The following is a 17,621-nucleotide window of genomic DNA, read 5'->3' as shown; positions in this document are numbered from 1 at the left end:
GGATATTATGAATTTTGAAAAATTTACTCAAAAGTCAATCGAGGCCATAAACTCTGCAAATGAGATTGCAAGAGAATATGGCGCTCCATCCCTTATGCCTATGCATCTAAATTATGCACTCTTAAAGGACAAAGATGGTCTAATTCCAAAAATCCTGGGCTATATGGGAGTAAATAAAGATTTGGTTACAGCCGATGTAGAAGCGGCTATTGAAAAAATGCCAAAACAAAAAGGGGGCAGCATCTATCCAAGCGAAGACTTTTCGAAGATTTTGACAAGAGCAAAAAAGCATGCCGATGATTTTAAAGACGACTATGTTTCGGTGGAACATCTTTATATGGCAATCTTAGAAGCGAAAGATGCAAAATCAAAAGAAATCTTCAATAGACATAAAGTCGATTTAAGAGGATTTTTGCAAGCTCTTCAAAAAATTAGAGGCTCAAGGCAAGTTAGAACAGACAACCCAGAAGACACTTATGATGTGCTTGCCAAGTATGGTATTGATATGTGTGCTAGGGCCAAGGAAGGCAAAATGGATCCTGTAATAGGTAGAGATGAAGAGATTAGAAATGTCATTAGAATTTTGTCAAGAAGAACTAAAAACAATCCTGTTTTAATTGGAGATCCTGGCGTTGGCAAAACTGCTATTGTCGAAGGACTTGCCCAAAGAATTGTAAACGAAGATGTGCCTGAAGGTCTAAAAGGCAAAACTATCTTCTCTTTGGATATGGGAGCTCTTATTGCAGGAGCTAAATACAGAGGAGAGTTTGAAGAAAGACTCAAGGCTGTACTATCTGAAGTCGAAGCATCAAATGGGCAAATCTTTTTATTCATAGACGAACTTCACAATATAGTTGGAGCAGGAAAGAGTGAGGGAGCCATGGATGCCTCCAATCTCTTGAAGCCTTTGCTAGCAAGAGGAGAGCTAAGGACAATTGGTGCTACAACTCTTGATGAGTACAGAAAGTATATAGAAAAAGATCAAGCTCTAGAAAGAAGATTTCAAAAAGTATTAGTAGATCAACCAAATGTTGAAGACACGATATCTATCTTGAGGGGCTTGAAAGAAAAATATGAAATATATCATGGCTTGAGAATTGCAGATTCTGCTGTAATAGCAGCTGCCAGCTTGTCGGATAGATATATTTCGGACAGGTTTTTGCCAGACAAAGCTATAGACTTGATGGATGAAGCCTGTGCCATGGTAAGAACTGAAATAGAATCTATGCCAGAAGAAGTGGACGAAGTTAGGAGAAAAATCCTACAACTTGAAATCGAAAGAGAAGCTTTAAAGAAAGAAACTGACGAAGGAGCTAAAAAGAGGCTAGAACTTTTGGAAAAAGATTTATCCGAAGAAAAGTCTTTATTCGACAATCTAAAAGCTAAATGGGAAGAAGAAAAGTCAGCTCTTAATAAGGTCAAGGATATAAAGGCACAAATTGATGATGTCAAGATAAAAATAGATCAAGCTCAAAGATCTTATGACCTTGAAAAACTTTCAGAACTAAAATTTGGTGAACTACCTAAGCTAGAAGAAGCCCTAAAAAAGGCAGAAGCAGTTGATAAATCTGAAAACCAAATGGTCAAAGAAGAGGTTACAGAAGAAGAAATAGCAGAAGTCGTTTCCAGATGGACGGGCATACCAGTAGATAAACTTTCAAAGACAGAAAGAGATAAGCTCATGAATTTGGACGAAATTTTGCATAGACAAGTAGTTGGACAAGATGAAGCTGTAACGGCTGTATCGGATGCAGTTTTAAGAGCAAGAGCAGGTCTTAAATCGCCCAATAGGCCAATAGGTTCATTTATATTCTTAGGACCAACTGGTGTCGGCAAGACCCAAACAGCCAAGGCACTTACGGAATCACTTTTTGATGACGAAAGAAACATGATAAGAATAGATATGAGTGAATATATGGAAAAACATTCTGTGTCAAGACTCGTAGGCTCTCCTCCGGGATATGTTGGATATGACGAAGGAGGTCAACTGACAGAGGCTGTGAGAAGAAAACCATATAGCGTAGTGCTTTTTGATGAAATTGAAAAGGCCCATCCAGATGTCTTTAACATCCTTCTTCAAGTCCTTGATGATGGCAGATTGACAGACAATCAAGGCAGGACAGTAGACTTTAAAAATACAGTCATAATTATGACTTCAAATATAGGTTCATCCTATCTAATAGAAGGCATAGAAGATGATGGCTCTATAAAAGAAGAAACCAGAGAAAAAGTTTCAAATGAGTTGAAAGCAAGATTTAGACCTGAATTTTTAAATAGGGTAGATGAAATTGTAATGTTTAAACCTCTTCAAAGAGAAGAAGTTTATGAAATTATCAAGGCATCTATGAAAGATTTGGAAGAAAGACTTGCAGAAAGGGAAATCACCATAAGATTGGATGAAAAAGCTCTCGACTTTATTTTGGACTCTGCCTACTCGCTTCAATACGGAGCAAGGCCTGTAAAGAGATTTATCCAAAGAACAGTTGAAACAGAAATATCCAAGGGCATAATCTCCGGCAAGATACTCGAAAAATCTCAAATCAATATAAGTTCAGACGGAAAAAAATTAATCTACGCATGACACATTTATAAAACTAAAATAATAAATAATTAAGTTGTCCTCAGCTATAAAATGCTGAGGACAATTTTTTTATTTTTGAATTTATAAAATTTACTCTATGCCATACAATTTTTTAGCATCCAAAGGCTTTACGGGTGAAATATTTTAAGGATTGAATCTGTTTTTGTACTTTTAAAATACAATCTAATCAAATTTAAAAGAGTATTAAGTAAAGATAATACAAAGAACATGAAACGTGATATTTTTAAGACAAAATAATCAAAAACATTTAAAATTTATACATAAATACGAAATATGCTAATTAATGGATATTTTCTGGTTACATTATTATAAAATTATGTTAGTATTATATTCTATAAAAATTAAATTTTGAGGAGATAATATGAAAAAGATTTTAGCTTTAGCATTAGCTTTAATATTGCTTTTGTCGAATATTAGCGTCTATGGTGAAAACGTACAGAACAGCTATTTTGATGAAAAAGATAAAAAAGCGGATAGTGCTTATGAAAATGAGAAAGTAAAGAGCCTAATAATACAATCAAAGGGTAAGATAGGCGATGATGAAGTAAGAGCCTACATGGTTGAATTTGACCCTGCTTATTTCTCTGATTTGGGTAGCATGGTTTCAGCTAAAGAACTTTACACAGATGCTGGAATAAAAAAACAATTGGAATTTGCAGAGAAAGCTAATAAATCTGCCCTGGATAAAATAAAAAGCTCGGGTATAGAATTAAAAGTTGAATGCGATTTCAAAGTTTTGATGATAGGCATTAGTGCAGAGATGACCTTTGAAGATGCTAAGACTTTGGCAGGTTTAGACTTTGTAAAAAAGATAATTTTGCAACCATTAATAGAAAAACCTGTATTAAAAGAAGGTAAAAGACGTTCCAAAAGATCATTAAGGACGATGGAATCTAGGGACATGATAGGCAACGAGACCGTTTATTCTAAATATAAAGGTCAAGGAAAATTGGTAGCCATAATAGATTCTGGATTCGATCCTGAGCATGAAGCCTTTTATTTGACTAAAGAAGGCAAAGAAAAAGCTAAATATTCTAAAGCCGATATAGATAAATTAAAATCTAGCAAACTATTAGAACGTGGATTTTATATAAATGAAAAGATACCATTTGCCTATAATTATTATCCTGGCACAAACCCAGAAAAAATAAAGGAAAAATCAGATAGATCCCATGGTCAGCATGTTGCGGGTACAGTAGGAGCAAATCATGTAGATGTCAACTTGGGAGAGCAAGAGATAAGTTTGTCCGGAGTAGCTCCCGAGGCTCAATTGGCTCTTATGAGAGTTTTCTCTGACGATATACCTGGTACAAGCCCCGCTCTATATGTGAAGGCCTTGGAAGATTGTGTAATTTTAAAAGTTGATGCGGTCAATATGAGTCTGGGTTCCGTAGCAGGTGATAGCACAACTATTTTCCCGGATGCCACTAAAATGTTTGAAAGACTTGAAGAAGCTGGATGTGTTGTAGCTATTGCAGCAGGAAATGAAACGGCATTTGGCGCCAAGATGGGTTATAAGCCTAAGGCTGAATATCCAGATTATGGAATCTTAGGCGATCCAGCAGCAGCAGAAAAATCTTTTGCTGTTGCCTCCATAGAAAATGGTACCACTGTTAAACCGTATTTTACTTACAAAGACAAGAGTGGAAATGAAGAAAATTTATTTTTAGAATGGTCTAAAAATGAAAAAAATAAGACTGTTGAACCAGAATATGATAAAGAGTTCGATTTGGTTTATGTGGGTCTTGGAAAAGAAGAAGACTATAAAAATGTGGATGTCAACGGTAAGGTTGTACTTATAGAAAGAGGGGGCAATACTTTCGAAGACAAGACCATAAGAGCAAAAGAAAAAGGTGCCAAGGCAGTCTTTATATATAATCATCAAGAAGGTGGAGATGAGTTTGTAGCTATGGCGGGCGCAGGTAAGCATGAGATAGCTGTTGCAAGCCTTTACTACTCAACAGGAATTAAGCTAAAAAATACACTTGGAAAAGTAATATTCAAAAAGGGAAACATGAGTTTTTACAATCCCTTGGCTGGACAAATATCAAAATTTTCTAGCTTTGGATTGACAGCAGATGGTACCTTTAAGCCAGATATAACTGCTCCTGGTGGAAATATTTATTCTCTTGGGAACAATAACACCTATAATCTGCAAAGCGGAACTTCAATGGCTACACCTCACATAGCAGGGGGACTTGCTTTAGTTAGTTCAATGGTGGATGAGAAATTCCCCGAACTTTCTCCAAAGCAAAAGTATCAAAGAATTAGAAACTTGATAATGTCGACAGCACAAATTCATTATTTCAATAAAGTTGCAACAAGTCCAAGAAGACAAGGAGCCGGTGTAATGAAATTACAAAAGGCTCTGAATACAAAGGCTATATTAATTGGCGACAACAATGAAACAAAATTATTTAATAAAAACGCTAAGAACATTCAAACTTTTAATTTTAAGATACAAAATCTTTCAGATGAAACTATAACCTATAAATATAAGAGCACAATAGTTGCAGATGATGTCAACGGATCTTATTTGACATATTTTACAAGATGGCTAAAAGATGTAAATAATGGCTCCGTCACTCTTTCTCCTAAACAAACAAAGGACTTGTCAGTAACGATAGATACAAGTGAGTTTGCAGATGAATTAAAGAGTCAAATGCCTAATGGATATTTTGTTGATGGATTTATAATATTTGAAAATGATGACGAACCCACCATCTCAATTCCTTTCATAACATTTGTTGGAGATTTGGATAAAGTTCAAGTTGTCGAGTCCCCAATATATGATTTAACTAAGGAAAACAAAGTGCCTTTTTACTGGAATGAAGAGGGCAATTGCCATATAGCAGATAGAAATAATGCTAAAGAGATTGGAAACAATGAATTCACTCATTTATTTACCAATATTGGCAATAAGACAGAAATCTTGGGCCAATCAAAAGATTTCACAAACAAAAATCCTAAATTTTATGACAAGCATGTATTATCTCCGAATAAAGATGGATATGCTGACTATTTGAATGTTAAATACACTATGTTAAGAAGCGGCAATATAAGTGTCAATGTATACAAGCTTGATGAGAATGGAAACAAAGTCGGACAATCACTTGCCAACTTGGTAAAAGACGAAATGACAATAAAAAATTATGGCTCAAATATTTTAGGTAATGCTTATTATATAGACATACCATTTCCAAACTCAAAAACCAAATTGGATGATGGCAATTATGTAGTTTCTATAAGCTCTTATCGAAATAAAAACAAGCCGCTTGATGATATCAATATGAACTTTACGGTAGACACTAAAAAGCCTACTGTTCAAAACTTTAAAATACAAGATAATATTTTGAGTTTCGATTCATTTGATGAGAATGGAATAAGAGAAGAGCTTGTAAAAATAAATGATAAAGTCATAGAAAAAAGCGACAAAGGATACGAAATACCTCAGCAAACAGACTTAAAAGACATAGTGGTAGAGGTTAAAGATTTAGGCTATAACACTTATAAAACAACTGCCGAAATGGAATTAAACAACAAAAAATCCAGCGTAAACATAGTGCCTAAGCTCAACAAAAATGACGATGAATTTAACTTAGAATATAAGATATTTGACGAGAAAGGCATAGAGTTCTATTCGGACAATTTAAAGCCGGGAAAATACAAACTAGAAATCAAAAAACCAGAGGAGATATATCAAATAAAAGATATTGACGGAGTTGATATTAAAAATATAAATGAGGTCGATGGTAAATATGTTTGTGAGTTTACTCTTGAAAATGCCCCCAAAGAGATCTTGATAAATATAGATAAGTTGGATGCATATTATGTATATTACTGGGTTTACGATTATACAAAAGAATTTAAAGGCGTGAAATTAATAAATCAAGATAATAATACACAAATAGATCTAGATTTAGTAGTTGGTCAAAATTCAGATAACTATGTCGGAGCCAAGGCCTTTAGCAAACTTATACCTTATGGAAGATATAAGGTCGAATTTGATGCGGACAAGACAAACTATAAGTTTGAGATTTTTAGAGAATTTGACAAAGGTAACGGCATAAATGATAAGGAAAAAGCTGATTATAATTGTATTGTAGAGAAAAATTCAAAGTTAAACTCAGCAGGAAATATTTCTTTCGCTATTAATCCTGAAAAGAAAAATTTTACAATAAATGTATATGGCGAGGGACAAGAAAATGCTGATTTTAAGTTGGCTTCCGATGCCTTGGATTTTGATCGTTCAAACAATATGGAAATAAAAAGCATAGCTAGAAATTTGCCTCTTGATTTTGTCAACAATTCAGAAATAGAGCCAAAAGACTATATGTTGGCAGCTATTCCCAAAGAAGGATATTATGCTGAACCAGCTCTATATCTTCTTGAATTAAAATCATCAAGGGTAACAGCCTATCCATCAAAGGCTGAATATAAAGTTTCTGGAAGCAATGTCAATCTTCAAGTTGACATAAAGAAATCAAGTGGAAATGGAAGTCTTGTAATAGAAGATAATATAGGACAAAAACAAGGCTACATTGTCCAAGATATAAGAGGTTACTTTGGATACAATGATAAGGTCTACAGAGACTTGAATAATTTGCCGGAAGGAAACTATATTATAAGCCCGCTTATTGATAAAAATACTGAATTTGCAAGTAAGACAGGCAACAAACTTGTAAAGGTAACTAGCGGAGAAAGCACAAGAGCAGATTTTAAATTCAGTAAAATAGAAACAGATATGGAAGGTGCATTGGTTATAAGCTCACCAGAAAAGATAAAGGTTCAAATAAAAAATCTAAAAACTGGATCACTGGTGGATATGATTATGGATTATGAAGAAGATGGAAAACAAAACTATCTATTTTCAGCAAATCAAGGAGTTTATGAGCTTATAATAAATGACGGAGCAAGCCAAGGCTTTGTCGCACCAAAATATTTTGTAATGACTGCAGATTCTTATATAAATGTTGGCAAGGATCCTAATTTTAAAAATATTAAGGATGACGAAGGACTTAGACAAGTCCTAACTGAATTAAAGGAACTTGTTGAAAAAACAAAGACAATAGATGAAAGCATATACACAGAAGACTCTTTAAATGCCTTCAAAGAATGTCTGTCTAAAATAAAAGAGTCCTACAATGACGAAGAAGAGGCTAAAAAGGCTCTTGCGACTTTAAAATCAGCCTTTGAATCCTTAAAAGAAAAGTCTAAAAACAACCAAAACGAAAAAAATCCAGAACCTATTGAACCGGTAGTTCCGATAATAAAACCTTATAACCCAGGAAATGGTAATATAGGATTCTTTAAATCTAATAAAAGAGAAAAAATAGGTGAAGAAAAATCAAAAGACAAGCCAAATAAAGATTATGGAGTTCAAACTTTTGATAAAGTTTCACCGACTAAATTTAACGATATAACAGCTGAACAAAAAGAAGTTTTAGACTTTGTGACATCTCGTAAGATCATGAAGGGGACTGGCATTGGGAAATTTAGTCCAAATGCTACAATAACAAGGGCTATGGTAGTTGAAACTCTAATGAGAATTTCTAAAGACAAGACAAGCTCTAAAAACATCAAATTCAATGATGTGGCTTTAGATCAATGGTATGCAGATTCAGTGCTTTGGGCAGCAAGCCACAAGTATGTCTTGGGTGATGGCAATGGAAACTTTAAACCTAATAAAGAGCTTACAAGGCAAGAGTTGGCATTAATATTTGCAAGATTCTTAACGAATAATGGAATAGATATGCAAAAAACTAAAGATTTCAAATTCGCAGATGAAAACGCGATTCCAAAATGGAGTCTAGAAGCTGTAAAAGCCATGGAAGAAATTGGCTTGATAGAAGGAAAAGATGCTAATAAGTATAATCCGGATTCAAAGATAAGTAGATATGAATTAGCAAAGACCTTGATGGTACTTGTAAATTGGGTTGAAAATCAAAATTGAAAACGAGTAAGAAAAGACTTTATATTTATAATTTTTAAAAATCAAATGTCTTATACAGCTTAATATAGCTAATTGGAGCCTAAAAATACCAGAGATGAATAATCCCTGGTATTTTTTTAAAATTTTTAGCTGTATGTAAAAAATTAAGACTTATAAAATGCATAAAAGTTTTCTGTCTTTTATTCAAAAATAAAAAGCTTAGATGTTTTACAATCTAAGCTTTAAAAGCAAGGCAAGCTTATGTATTAATTTTAAGTTATATATGGTGGAGAATAGGGGACTTGAACCCCTGACCTTCTGGCTGCCAGCCAGACGCTCTCCCAACTGAGCTAATCCCCCAAGCCACTAAATTATACAACAGATTCAAAAATTTGTATAGCCAAACTAAAACTGAAATGGAATGACTTTTTATTGGACTTGTATTAAAATTGCTATAAGAATGGGGAGGTTTTTTATGAATATTGATGATTTTATAGAGTTTTTAAATGAGAGTCCAATGGCATATTTTGCAGTGAAAAAGGCCAAAGAGCTTTTGGAAGGGGCAGGTTTTGAGAGATTGGATTTAAAAAAGGATTTTGTAATAAGAGAAGGGGGCAAGTATTTCGTAGATAATAATGACTCTGCACTTTTAGCTTTTTCTGTTGGAAAGTTGGATGAGATTTTCTTTAAAATTGTAGGATCTCATACTGATTCGCCAGGCTTTAGAATAAAGGCCAAGCCTTATATGAATAAAGAGTCCATGTCTGTTTTAAATACTGAAGTTTATGGTGGACCTATAATAAACACTTGGCTGGATAGGCCCTTGTCCTTTGGCGGCAGAGTAATTTTGAAATCTGATGATATCTTTAATCCTCGTAAGGAGCTTGTGAAATTTGACAAGGATATGCTTATAATTCCAAATTTGGCAATTCATATGAATAGACAAGTAAATGACGGCATCAAGCTAAATCCACAAGTCCATACTCTTCCACTTGTGGGACTTTGCGATGAAAAAATTGAAAACGAAGACCATATGAAGACGCTTTTGAGTGGTGAGCTTGGCGTGGGAAAAGATGATGTACTCGATTATGATCTCTACCTCTATGATAGACAAAAAGCAAGTTTATTAGGAGAAAATTCTGAATTTATATCATCTGGCAGGCTGGACAATCTGGCATCTTTTTATACAAGCTTAAAATCCTTGATTGATGCTAAAGACCATGAGGGAATCAATATTATAATAGCAAGTGATAATGAAGAGGTTGGTTCGGGAACCAAGATGGGAGCTGATTCATCTTTTATAGAAACTGTATTTGAAAGAATTTTACTAGGACTTGGCAAAGGCAGGCAAGACTATTTTAAAGCTTTAGAAAAATCTTTTATGATTTCATCCGATATGGCTCATGCCATTCACCCAAACTATACAGAAAAGGCAGACCCAATAAATAGACCCAAACTTGGAAAGGGCATCGTCATAAAGTATGCAGCCTCCAAGGCCTATGCATCCGATGGAGAATCGGCAGCTATACTTATGAGCATATGTGAAAAAGCGGGTATTTCATATCAGACCTTCCACAACAGGTCTGATATGAGAGGTGGTTCGACCATAGGACCTATAACATCTAGAAGATTGAATGTGAGAACAGTAGATGTAGGAGGCCCCATGCTTTCAATGCACTCTGTAAGAGAGTTAATGGCTGCCAAAGATTTATACTACATGCAAAGATGCTTTGAAGAATTTTTTAAAATTTGACAATTAGTTTAAAAATGAATAAATAAAAAGGATGGAAAAACTTACGTCTTTCCATCCTTTTTTATTGTTATATAGATAAAATTAGAAGCATCTTAAATTTAGTCTTTGCTTCTACGCTATGAGTTATATCTTTTGGAAAGATTATTTGTTTTCCAGCTTCTATCATAAACTCATTCTCTCCAACTCCCACCTTGGCTGTTCCCTCTAAGGCAAGCAAGAGTGCATCTCCTGGAGCTGAGTGTGGCTTTAGTCCTTCGCCTTCATCAAATGCCAAAATCATGATTTTTAAGTCTTTTTTTGAAACTATGTCCAAGTTTGTAATAGCCCCTTTTACATAGTCTAGACTGTCTTTTAAATTGATTACCTTTCCTTTTTCTATATTTTCCATATTTTCCTCCTTTTCACAATATGAAATTTCCAAAAAAATTGAATCTTCTAAGGCTTGTATTTGAAACAGCTGTCTTTCTGGAAAAAATATGCCTTGATTTTTATAAATAAGTTCTCCGCCAATCTTTAACTTGCCTTCAAGGACTATATATCCCTTGGTCTCGGCATAATATTCTGGGCTTATATCCGTATTTTCATAAAGACCCATGGCGAGTATGTGATAGTCTTTTTTAAACATCAATTCCTTCGATATGGTCTGATGTTTTTTTACTGGTACAAAGTCGGAAGGTACCAATAGCTTAGCCTTGTCAATATTTCTCATAGGATTTATTTTTTCCTTGCAAACAAGGCTATATAATTCATGTTTTCTTCTTGCATTTTTTTCATCATAAGAAACCTTTGTCTATATTCATCCTGCATGGCTTTTTTGAAAAAGGCGGCAGCTCTTATGGGGCCCTCATCTTTTATTATTGTAGTTTTATCCAAGAGTAAAAAAGGACCTGTTTTCATATCCAAGATTTCAAAACCATTAGATTCAAATAGATTTTTCCACGCTCCTGCACCCATGGGGGAGACACTGGCATTTACCATTTTTGAAACTCTTCTTCTAGCCTCTGTATTATCTTCATCGAGAGCTACATCATGAGTAAGCAGAAGGCCTCCTTTTTTTAATACTCTATGAAACTCTTTGAGGGCTTTGTTTTTATCTTCATCGCTTAGCATAGTAAGCATGGCCTCGTTTATTATGACATCAAAACTTTCGTCTAAAAACTTTAGATTTCTCGCATCCATTTGTTCTACTTTAATTTCTTCATCGAGATCAAGGGCTTTTAGATTGGATTTACATTGTTCTATTTCAGTCTGTCCCATATCCACACCTTGAATATGACAAGCAAAGTCTGTGTAGATTCTTATTAAATTGTCGCCTTGATTGCAAGCCACTTCCAATACTTTGAAATCTTTTTTAATTTGCGCCTTTTCTAAGAGCCAATTTGTGATGACTCCTCCGCCTGGTCTTAGCTTAGTGCGACCCAGCATTTTAAGAAAATCATGACCCAAACTTGTTTTATTTTTTTCCATACATCCTCCTTTATAAAAAATTAATACCTCATGAATCTATTTAAAATAATAGACTATACGATATAAATTATCAGTTGCTTTTGCAACAAATAAAAAGAAAGTCCAAAATAAATTTTAAATTTATCGGGACTTTCAAAAATTTTTATTTTTTTAATTTTTCTTGGACAGATTTGATTTTGTCATGAAAATCTCTTTGCTTATCTCTACGATCATCAATTTTAATAACAGAGTAGACGCGATCTGCTCCTTTTTCAAAAATAGCCTCTTGCATAAGCTCAATAGCAGAGTAGAGAGTTCTCAAATCTTCAGCTGCCAAGATGGTGCCCATGGGATTTAATTCATAAGTTATACCTTCCATATCCCTTATGCTATCTAAAGCACCAGCCACATATTTTGATACGCTTGTTCCGACTCCTATTGGGACAAGTGTGAGTTCACATACTTTCATAAGACCCTCCCTTCAAAACTATTTTAAAACTAAAACAGCAAGGGGGCAAGTTTTTAGTGCTTATCCTTCAATCAATTTGCCGGCAATAGGACCAGAGTCAAGACTGTAAATTTTATCGACTTCAATAATTACAGCAGCTTTTTTTGGCAACACACCAGCTTTTTCTTTAGCCAAGTTCATCATTTCTTCATCTGTGTAGATCTTGGCCTTGCCACTAAAACGAAATCCTCTGTTGTCATTTCTCTTTACAAAACACAAGCTCACCTTGCCATTTTCCTTCAAGTTCGCAAAGTGCTTGCCACCTGTATTTTCGCAGTAGATGAGTTTTCCATCTTCTAAAAATCTCATCGTTCTTTTGGGGCCTATATTGGGGTTGCCATCCTTGTCAACCGTTGCAATATAAGCAAGTTCTTCTGCAATCATATCTATCATTTCTTGAGTAAATTTCATAAATACCTCCATATAAAATTAAAATAATGAAAACATCTATCATTAAAATTATTTTATATTAATTTAGTTTAAATTACCAGTAGTTTTTAATTAAATAAAATCAAAATCTAAGAAATAATAAAGAAGGAGTAAAGTTAAGTAAAATCTAGGGGATAAGAGCTATTTAATGTGCTATAATAAGCAGACAAGAAGGTGATTATATGTCTATTTTGTTTGGCTTATTTAATTTATTTTTAATTCCATTTTGGGCTGTGACTGGCAGCATATTGCTAGTTATTAGTTTTTTAACTGATGCAATTTTATTTCAAAGGGCTGGAGTAGCGGGCATTTGGGGCTTGATTCCTTTTGTAAAAGCTTGGAAGAGGCAGGAAATTTGTTTTGGAAGGGGTCAAGGCTGGAGATGTTTAATATTTCTCATCCCATTTGTAGGAGAACTTTACTTATGTTATACAAATTGGGTTTTTGCAAAAGTTTATTCTGCTGAAGGATTTTTGCAAATTATGATTTTATTTTTTACCCCTCTAACTAAAATGATTCTGATCTTTGGAGGGAATAGATATTGTGGTCCCTTGAATTATGAAAAAGATGATTTATTCGGATCTTACAACGATTGATATTTTTATTAAAATTAAAATCCCTGAAAATTCAATTAGAACTTTCAGGGATTTTTTATGCAGAAAATCTTATCTTCAAGGCTGTTAAAAGAGAATCAAGTATAGTTTTTATTATTTTGATTTTAGATGCACCTTGTTTTTTATCATATCTAAGTACAAAGCCAACCTCGGCAAAGCTTGCACCTAAAGATGAGAGCTTGTAAAGAAGCTCCATCATACAGGCAAAAGAGCTATTTTTTATAGGATTATCCTTATATTTTTCAAAGAGTCTAGATATGATTTCATGACTATAAAGTCTATATCCACAAGTATAGTCTTCGACTCCTTTTATGCCAAGGACAAGCTTATAATAAAACCTCGCTCCCTCAGAGAGAAAAAGTCTCACAGGCGGGACACCTTTTACTTTTGAATCGTCACAATATCTAGATGCGATGACGACATCGTGGTCTTCAATTTTTTCTAGCATTTTTACAATGTATTCGGGCGACTGAGTGTTGTCGGCATCCATTATACATAAAACGTCTTTTAAAGAAGAGTTTTTGTAAAAGTAAGTAAGAGCTGAGTTTAGACCACCACCTAAGCCTTTATTTACTGGGTGATTTATATGATCTGTAAACACATCAGGTCTTGATTTTTCATAAGAGATTATTATATTGAGAGTTTCATCGGTAGAGTGGTCATTTATGGAAACAAGTTCCAACTTATATCCCAAGGCCTCTATATTTTTTTCTTCTTTGAGCCAAGCCTCAAATAGAGCTGCTATATCTTTTTGCTCATTATAGGCTGGTGGCATTACTAGTAGTCTTTTCATAAAAGCGCCTTTCTAAAAAAATACATGAAGAAGAAGGGAACAGCTATCGAAAGTCCCTTGCTAAGAAGAAATGAGAATTCTTTGCCAACAAGAGGAAGAAAGAAGGAATTGGAAAAAGCGATTGTCACATTTGCAAGAATCATCCCAAAAATAAAGCTTATTAGATATACTAGAAAGCCCCTTAGGCTGTATTTTTTTTCGAAAACAATCTTTGATGCCAAGAAAGTAAACAAAAATCCAGCAATCAAGCCCAAGGTATTTGAAAAAACCAAGCTCCTTTCAAGTCCAATGTAGAAAATCCACGCCAAACCTGCATCTATAAAGATGGACACAAATGAGGCTAGAAAATATTTTATAAACATCTTATATTTTAAAAATAAACTTTTAATTTTCTCACCTCATTTTGTAAATAAAAAAGTAGGGACTTTCGTCTATGAGCTTGTATCTATCTTTTAGATAGTAGAACCATTCTTCTGTATAGTTAGTATTAGCATACTTCATAGCCACAAAATAATCTATGCCTAAATTTTCAAAAAAATCTAATTCCTCAGGTATTGATTTGGGGATGAAATCGTAATAATTTATCCCGGCCCTATAACCCTTGCAACCTATGCCGTTGATGTAGACGGGATTTAAAGATGAAATGGCAATCTTATCTTGAGGTTTTATTACTTTTTTAAGTCCCTCAATTGCAAGATTAGTCTCGGGGACTATTTTAGTGTTTGGAATATAGTATATCACACCAGCATAGATATTAAACAAAAGCAAAACTCCTGCAAAGACAGTTCCCATATAGGCATTGAAGGAGAAGATTCCATCTAGGATTTCCCCTGCTAAAAGACAAAATATCGGACTCAAAAAAATCATGTAATAGGTAAATTTTATAGGAACAATTATTATTATAAATTCCAAAATAAAAGCCAGAAGTAAAACCAAGAGGAAGGAATTTTTTTTGATTATGGCTTTTAAAGTTCCAAGCCCTGCAAAGACCAAGAGACTAAGGCCAAAAATCTCACAGAAATTTTTGGAAATCAAATCCTTTGAAACTGGAATAATCTTTTTTATATTAGATGGATTTAGTATGTGCTTTAGGCCTATATCATTTACAAAACTTGCAGTCGCATTTATAGAAAGCATATAAAAATATGCAAATGGCAGACCAAGAGAAATCAGTCCGAAGATATATACGTGGGGATTTTTAAAAGCCTTAAATCCAAAACGTTTAAAAATTAAAAATAAGACTAAAATGCCCAAAAATGCAGCTGGAGTCTTTTCCATTATTGCAAGGCTTATACAAAAAGCCGATATATAAAAATGGATAAGCTTGTCCTTCATTTGCCAAAATCTTAGATAATAAAGACCTGCAATGAAAAAAGCCATAAGAGCAGCCTCGGGCATGATTGCCCTGCCATAGACTAGACTAATGGGGCAGTAGGAGTAAATAATTGTAATTATGTAGCAAGGCCATCTTTTGAAAAAACTTCTTCCAAGCAAGAAAAAATAAAAAATGCTCACAAAATAAAAAGCTACTGAAACAGATCTTATTATAAAAAATGATTCGCCAAAATATTTAAATAAAATGGCAGATATATATGGAATTATTTGAAGTTCTAATTGCACATAAATATCTTTTAAACCGTCATAGTTGAGTTGAGGTTTTAAGATGTTCATATTATCTAGATAAAAGTTTTGTGCCATGGCGTAGGTATCTGTCTGACGCCAATCATTTAAATATTCCCAACCAGGGTGGGAAAGATTTTTCCAATATAAGAATATAAGTGAAGCGAATAAAAGCACAAAAAATAATAAGTCTTTTAAGGCAAAGCCCATATCTTTTTTCTTCATAATTACCTCCATTTGAAGATGTTATCATAAGAGCAAAATTCGGTCAATTGAGCCAAAAGTACAAAGAAGGATAAGAGAAAAATAAAATTATGCTATTTTTTTAACTTATTTATGGAAAAATTAATTCGAAGTAGTATAATTACTAATAAGAATCGCTAAGCGTTATTAGGAGGAAATATGAAAATCAAAAAACTAGCTCTTGTAGCCATGTCTGCAATCCTACTCACAGCATGCACAGGCACACAAAAGGGAGAAAAAAAAGAAGATGGTAACAAGAAGGCAAGCAGCGATACCATAAGAGTGTCCATGTTTACGGAGATTGATTCTTTGAATCCGTTTACGATGACAGCAGGAGATACAGAAACCATAATGGACAATGTCTTTGATGGTCTTTATGACACTGACGAAAAGGGTGAATTAGTCCCAGACTTAGCAGAGTCCTATAAAGTATCAGAAGATGGAAAGACATACACATTCCAATTAAAAAAAGGTGTGAAGTTTCACAATGGCAAAGAATTGAAGGCGGAAGACGTAGTTTGGACTTATGATCAATTAGCAGGCATTACAAGCAAAGAGCCAAAGAACTCAAAATTTTCAGTGGTAGAATCTGTAAAAGCACTTGACGATTATACTGTTGAAGTTGGCTTGAAGGAAAGATTCAACGGATTTATCTACTTGACCCTAAAGCCAATCATGCCAAAAGATTATATGGATCAAGACAAAAACCCAGTTGGAACTGGCCCTTTCAAATTCGTATCATATAATCCAGGGGAAATTTTAAAACTTGAAAGAAATGAAGATTATCACAGGAAGGATCATATACCTTCTTACAAGAATCTTGAAATAATAAAAATGAAAGACGTACAAACTGTAATAATGGCATTAAAAAGCGGAGAGATTGACGTATCTCCAAAACTCTCGGCTGAGGAAAAGGCACAATTAGAAGGTGCAGCAAGCTTTGTGCAAGGTCTACAAAATCTAGTTCAAGTAATAGGTCTTAATAACAAAGTAAAGCCTTTTGATGATATAAGAGTTCGTCAAGCAGTTAATTATGCCATAGATAGAGATCAAATAATTAAAATAGTGGCACATGGCCAAGCAACTAAGTTATTCTCAAGCTTTTCACCAGCTCTTCCAAGGTTTTTCAACGATCTAGGGGAACTTTATCCTCATGATGTAGAAAAGGCAAAGGCACTTTTAAAAGAAGCAGGATATGAAAATGGCATAGACATGAATATTGTAGTGCCATCTAACTACAAGTACCACATGGATACAGCAGAAGTATTGGAATCACAATTAAAAGAAGCAGGTATCAGAGTGACAATTGAACCGATAGAATTTGAAACTTGGATTCCAAGATGTTACAAGGGCAGGGATTTCCAAGCTACTATAATAGGATTTATAGGCTATATGGACCCCCACCAAATTCTGCAAAGATATATGTCAGATAATAAGAGCAATTATATAAATTACAACAATCCTGAATATGACAAGGTCATGAAAGAAGCAGCAACAAGTCCTGATGAAGAAGGCCAAATAAAAGGCTATAAGGCCGCTCAAGAAATAATCGCCAAGGATGCAGGCTCTGTTTTCATCCAAGACCCAGATTCAATCACAGCTCTTAGAAAAGGAGTCGAAGGACTAAAACATTATCCAATTCAAAAGATGAATTTAGAGGATTTGAGAATAACAAATTAAA

Annotated in this window: 12 protein-coding genes, 1 tRNA gene and 1 pseudogene; 7 read left to right on the top strand and 7 right to left on the bottom strand. The window is 34.1% G+C overall.

Features of this window, described 5'->3' with window-relative positions; all coding sequences use genetic code 11:
- Positions 1 to 7: 7 nt before the first annotated feature.
- The 3 genes and pseudogenes from clpB to LV469_04180 all read left to right on the top strand — a co-directional run bounded on the left by clpB (position 8) and on the right by LV469_04180 (position 8,555).
- Positions 8 to 2,581: an ATP-dependent chaperone ClpB gene (clpB, locus tag LV469_04190; GenBank protein ID UHR03492.1), complete on the top strand. Its 2,574-nt coding sequence runs from the start codon at positions 8 to 10 to the stop codon at positions 2,579 to 2,581.
- A gap of 922 nt (positions 2,582 to 3,503) precedes the next feature.
- A pseudogene (locus tag LV469_04185) lies at positions 3,504 to 4,889 on the top strand (S8 family serine peptidase).
- Between the two features lie 63 nt (positions 4,890 to 4,952).
- Complete coding sequence (locus LV469_04180; protein UHR03585.1) at positions 4,953 to 8,555, top strand: S-layer homology domain-containing protein; 3,603 nt, start codon at positions 4,953 to 4,955, stop codon at positions 8,553 to 8,555.
- A 263-nt stretch (positions 8,556 to 8,818) separates the two neighbouring features.
- Here LV469_04180 and LV469_04175 read toward each other — a convergent pair.
- A tRNA-Ala gene (locus tag LV469_04175) sits at positions 8,819 to 8,894 on the bottom strand.
- A gap of 115 nt (positions 8,895 to 9,009) precedes the next feature.
- Between LV469_04175 and LV469_04170 the strand changes: the two genes are divergently transcribed.
- On the top strand, positions 9,010 to 10,287 hold the full coding sequence (locus LV469_04170) for a M18 family aminopeptidase (GenBank protein UHR03491.1): 1,278 nt from the start codon (positions 9,010 to 9,012) through the stop codon (positions 10,285 to 10,287).
- Between the two features lie 67 nt (positions 10,288 to 10,354).
- On the opposite strand, the gene LV469_04165 is transcribed toward LV469_04170, so the two are convergent.
- From LV469_04165 to LV469_04150, 4 genes are all read right to left on the bottom strand, one after another.
- The gene (locus LV469_04165; GenBank protein UHR03490.1) at positions 10,355 to 10,996 is read right to left on the bottom strand and encodes a cupin domain-containing protein; all 642 of its coding nucleotides are present in this window, start codon (positions 10,994 to 10,996) and stop codon (positions 10,355 to 10,357) included.
- Between the two features lie 5 nt (positions 10,997 to 11,001).
- On the bottom strand, positions 11,002 to 11,754 hold the full coding sequence (locus tag LV469_04160; protein ID UHR03489.1) for a class I SAM-dependent methyltransferase: 753 nt from the start codon (positions 11,752 to 11,754) through the stop codon (positions 11,002 to 11,004).
- 142 nt (positions 11,755 to 11,896) lie between these two features.
- Positions 11,897 to 12,202 carry an MTH1187 family thiamine-binding protein gene (locus LV469_04155; protein ID UHR03488.1) on the bottom strand — a complete coding sequence of 102 codons (306 nt, stop codon included), beginning with the start codon at positions 12,200 to 12,202 and terminating at the stop codon, positions 11,897 to 11,899.
- A gap of 60 nt (positions 12,203 to 12,262) precedes the next feature.
- On the bottom strand, positions 12,263 to 12,652 hold the full coding sequence (locus LV469_04150) for a pyridoxamine 5'-phosphate oxidase family protein (GenBank protein UHR03487.1): 390 nt from the start codon (positions 12,650 to 12,652) through the stop codon (positions 12,263 to 12,265).
- A gap of 200 nt (positions 12,653 to 12,852) precedes the next feature.
- On the opposite strand from LV469_04150, the gene LV469_04145 reads away from it, so the two are divergent.
- Positions 12,853 to 13,266 (top strand): DUF5684 domain-containing protein, encoded by a 414-nt coding sequence (locus LV469_04145; protein ID UHR03486.1) that lies wholly within the window; start codon positions 12,853 to 12,855, stop codon positions 13,264 to 13,266.
- Positions 13,267 to 13,321: 55 nt separating this feature from the next.
- Here LV469_04145 and LV469_04140 read toward each other — a convergent pair whose 3' ends face one another.
- The gene (locus LV469_04140; protein ID UHR03485.1) at positions 13,322 to 14,077 is read right to left on the bottom strand and encodes a glycosyltransferase; all 756 of its coding nucleotides are present in this window, start codon (positions 14,075 to 14,077) and stop codon (positions 13,322 to 13,324) included.
- 24 nt (positions 14,078 to 14,101) lie between these two features.
- Between LV469_04140 and LV469_04135 the strand changes: the two genes are divergently transcribed.
- Complete coding sequence (locus LV469_04135) at positions 14,102 to 14,371, top strand: hypothetical protein (protein ID UHR03484.1); 270 nt, start codon at positions 14,102 to 14,104, stop codon at positions 14,369 to 14,371.
- A gap of 99 nt (positions 14,372 to 14,470) precedes the next feature.
- Here the strand turns inward: LV469_04135 and LV469_04130 are convergent, their stop codons facing one another.
- Entirely contained in the window at positions 14,471 to 15,922 is a 1,452-nt protein-coding gene (locus LV469_04130; GenBank protein ID UHR03483.1) for a glycosyltransferase family 39 protein, read from the bottom strand.
- Positions 15,923 to 16,099: 177 nt separating this feature from the next.
- On the opposite strand from LV469_04130, the gene LV469_04125 reads away from it, so the two are divergent.
- On the top strand, positions 16,100 to 17,620 hold the full coding sequence (locus LV469_04125; GenBank protein ID UHR03482.1) for an ABC transporter substrate-binding protein: 1,521 nt from the start codon (positions 16,100 to 16,102) through the stop codon (positions 17,618 to 17,620).
- Position 17,621: the final 1 nt, after the last annotated feature.

It is taken from the genome of Peptoniphilus sp. GNH (genome assembly GCA_021307325.1).
Lineage (GTDB): Bacteria > Bacillota > Clostridia > Tissierellales > Peptoniphilaceae > KA00134.
The sequence above is the reverse complement of the archived record's forward strand: the minus strand, read 5'-3'. Positions and strand labels throughout refer to the sequence as shown.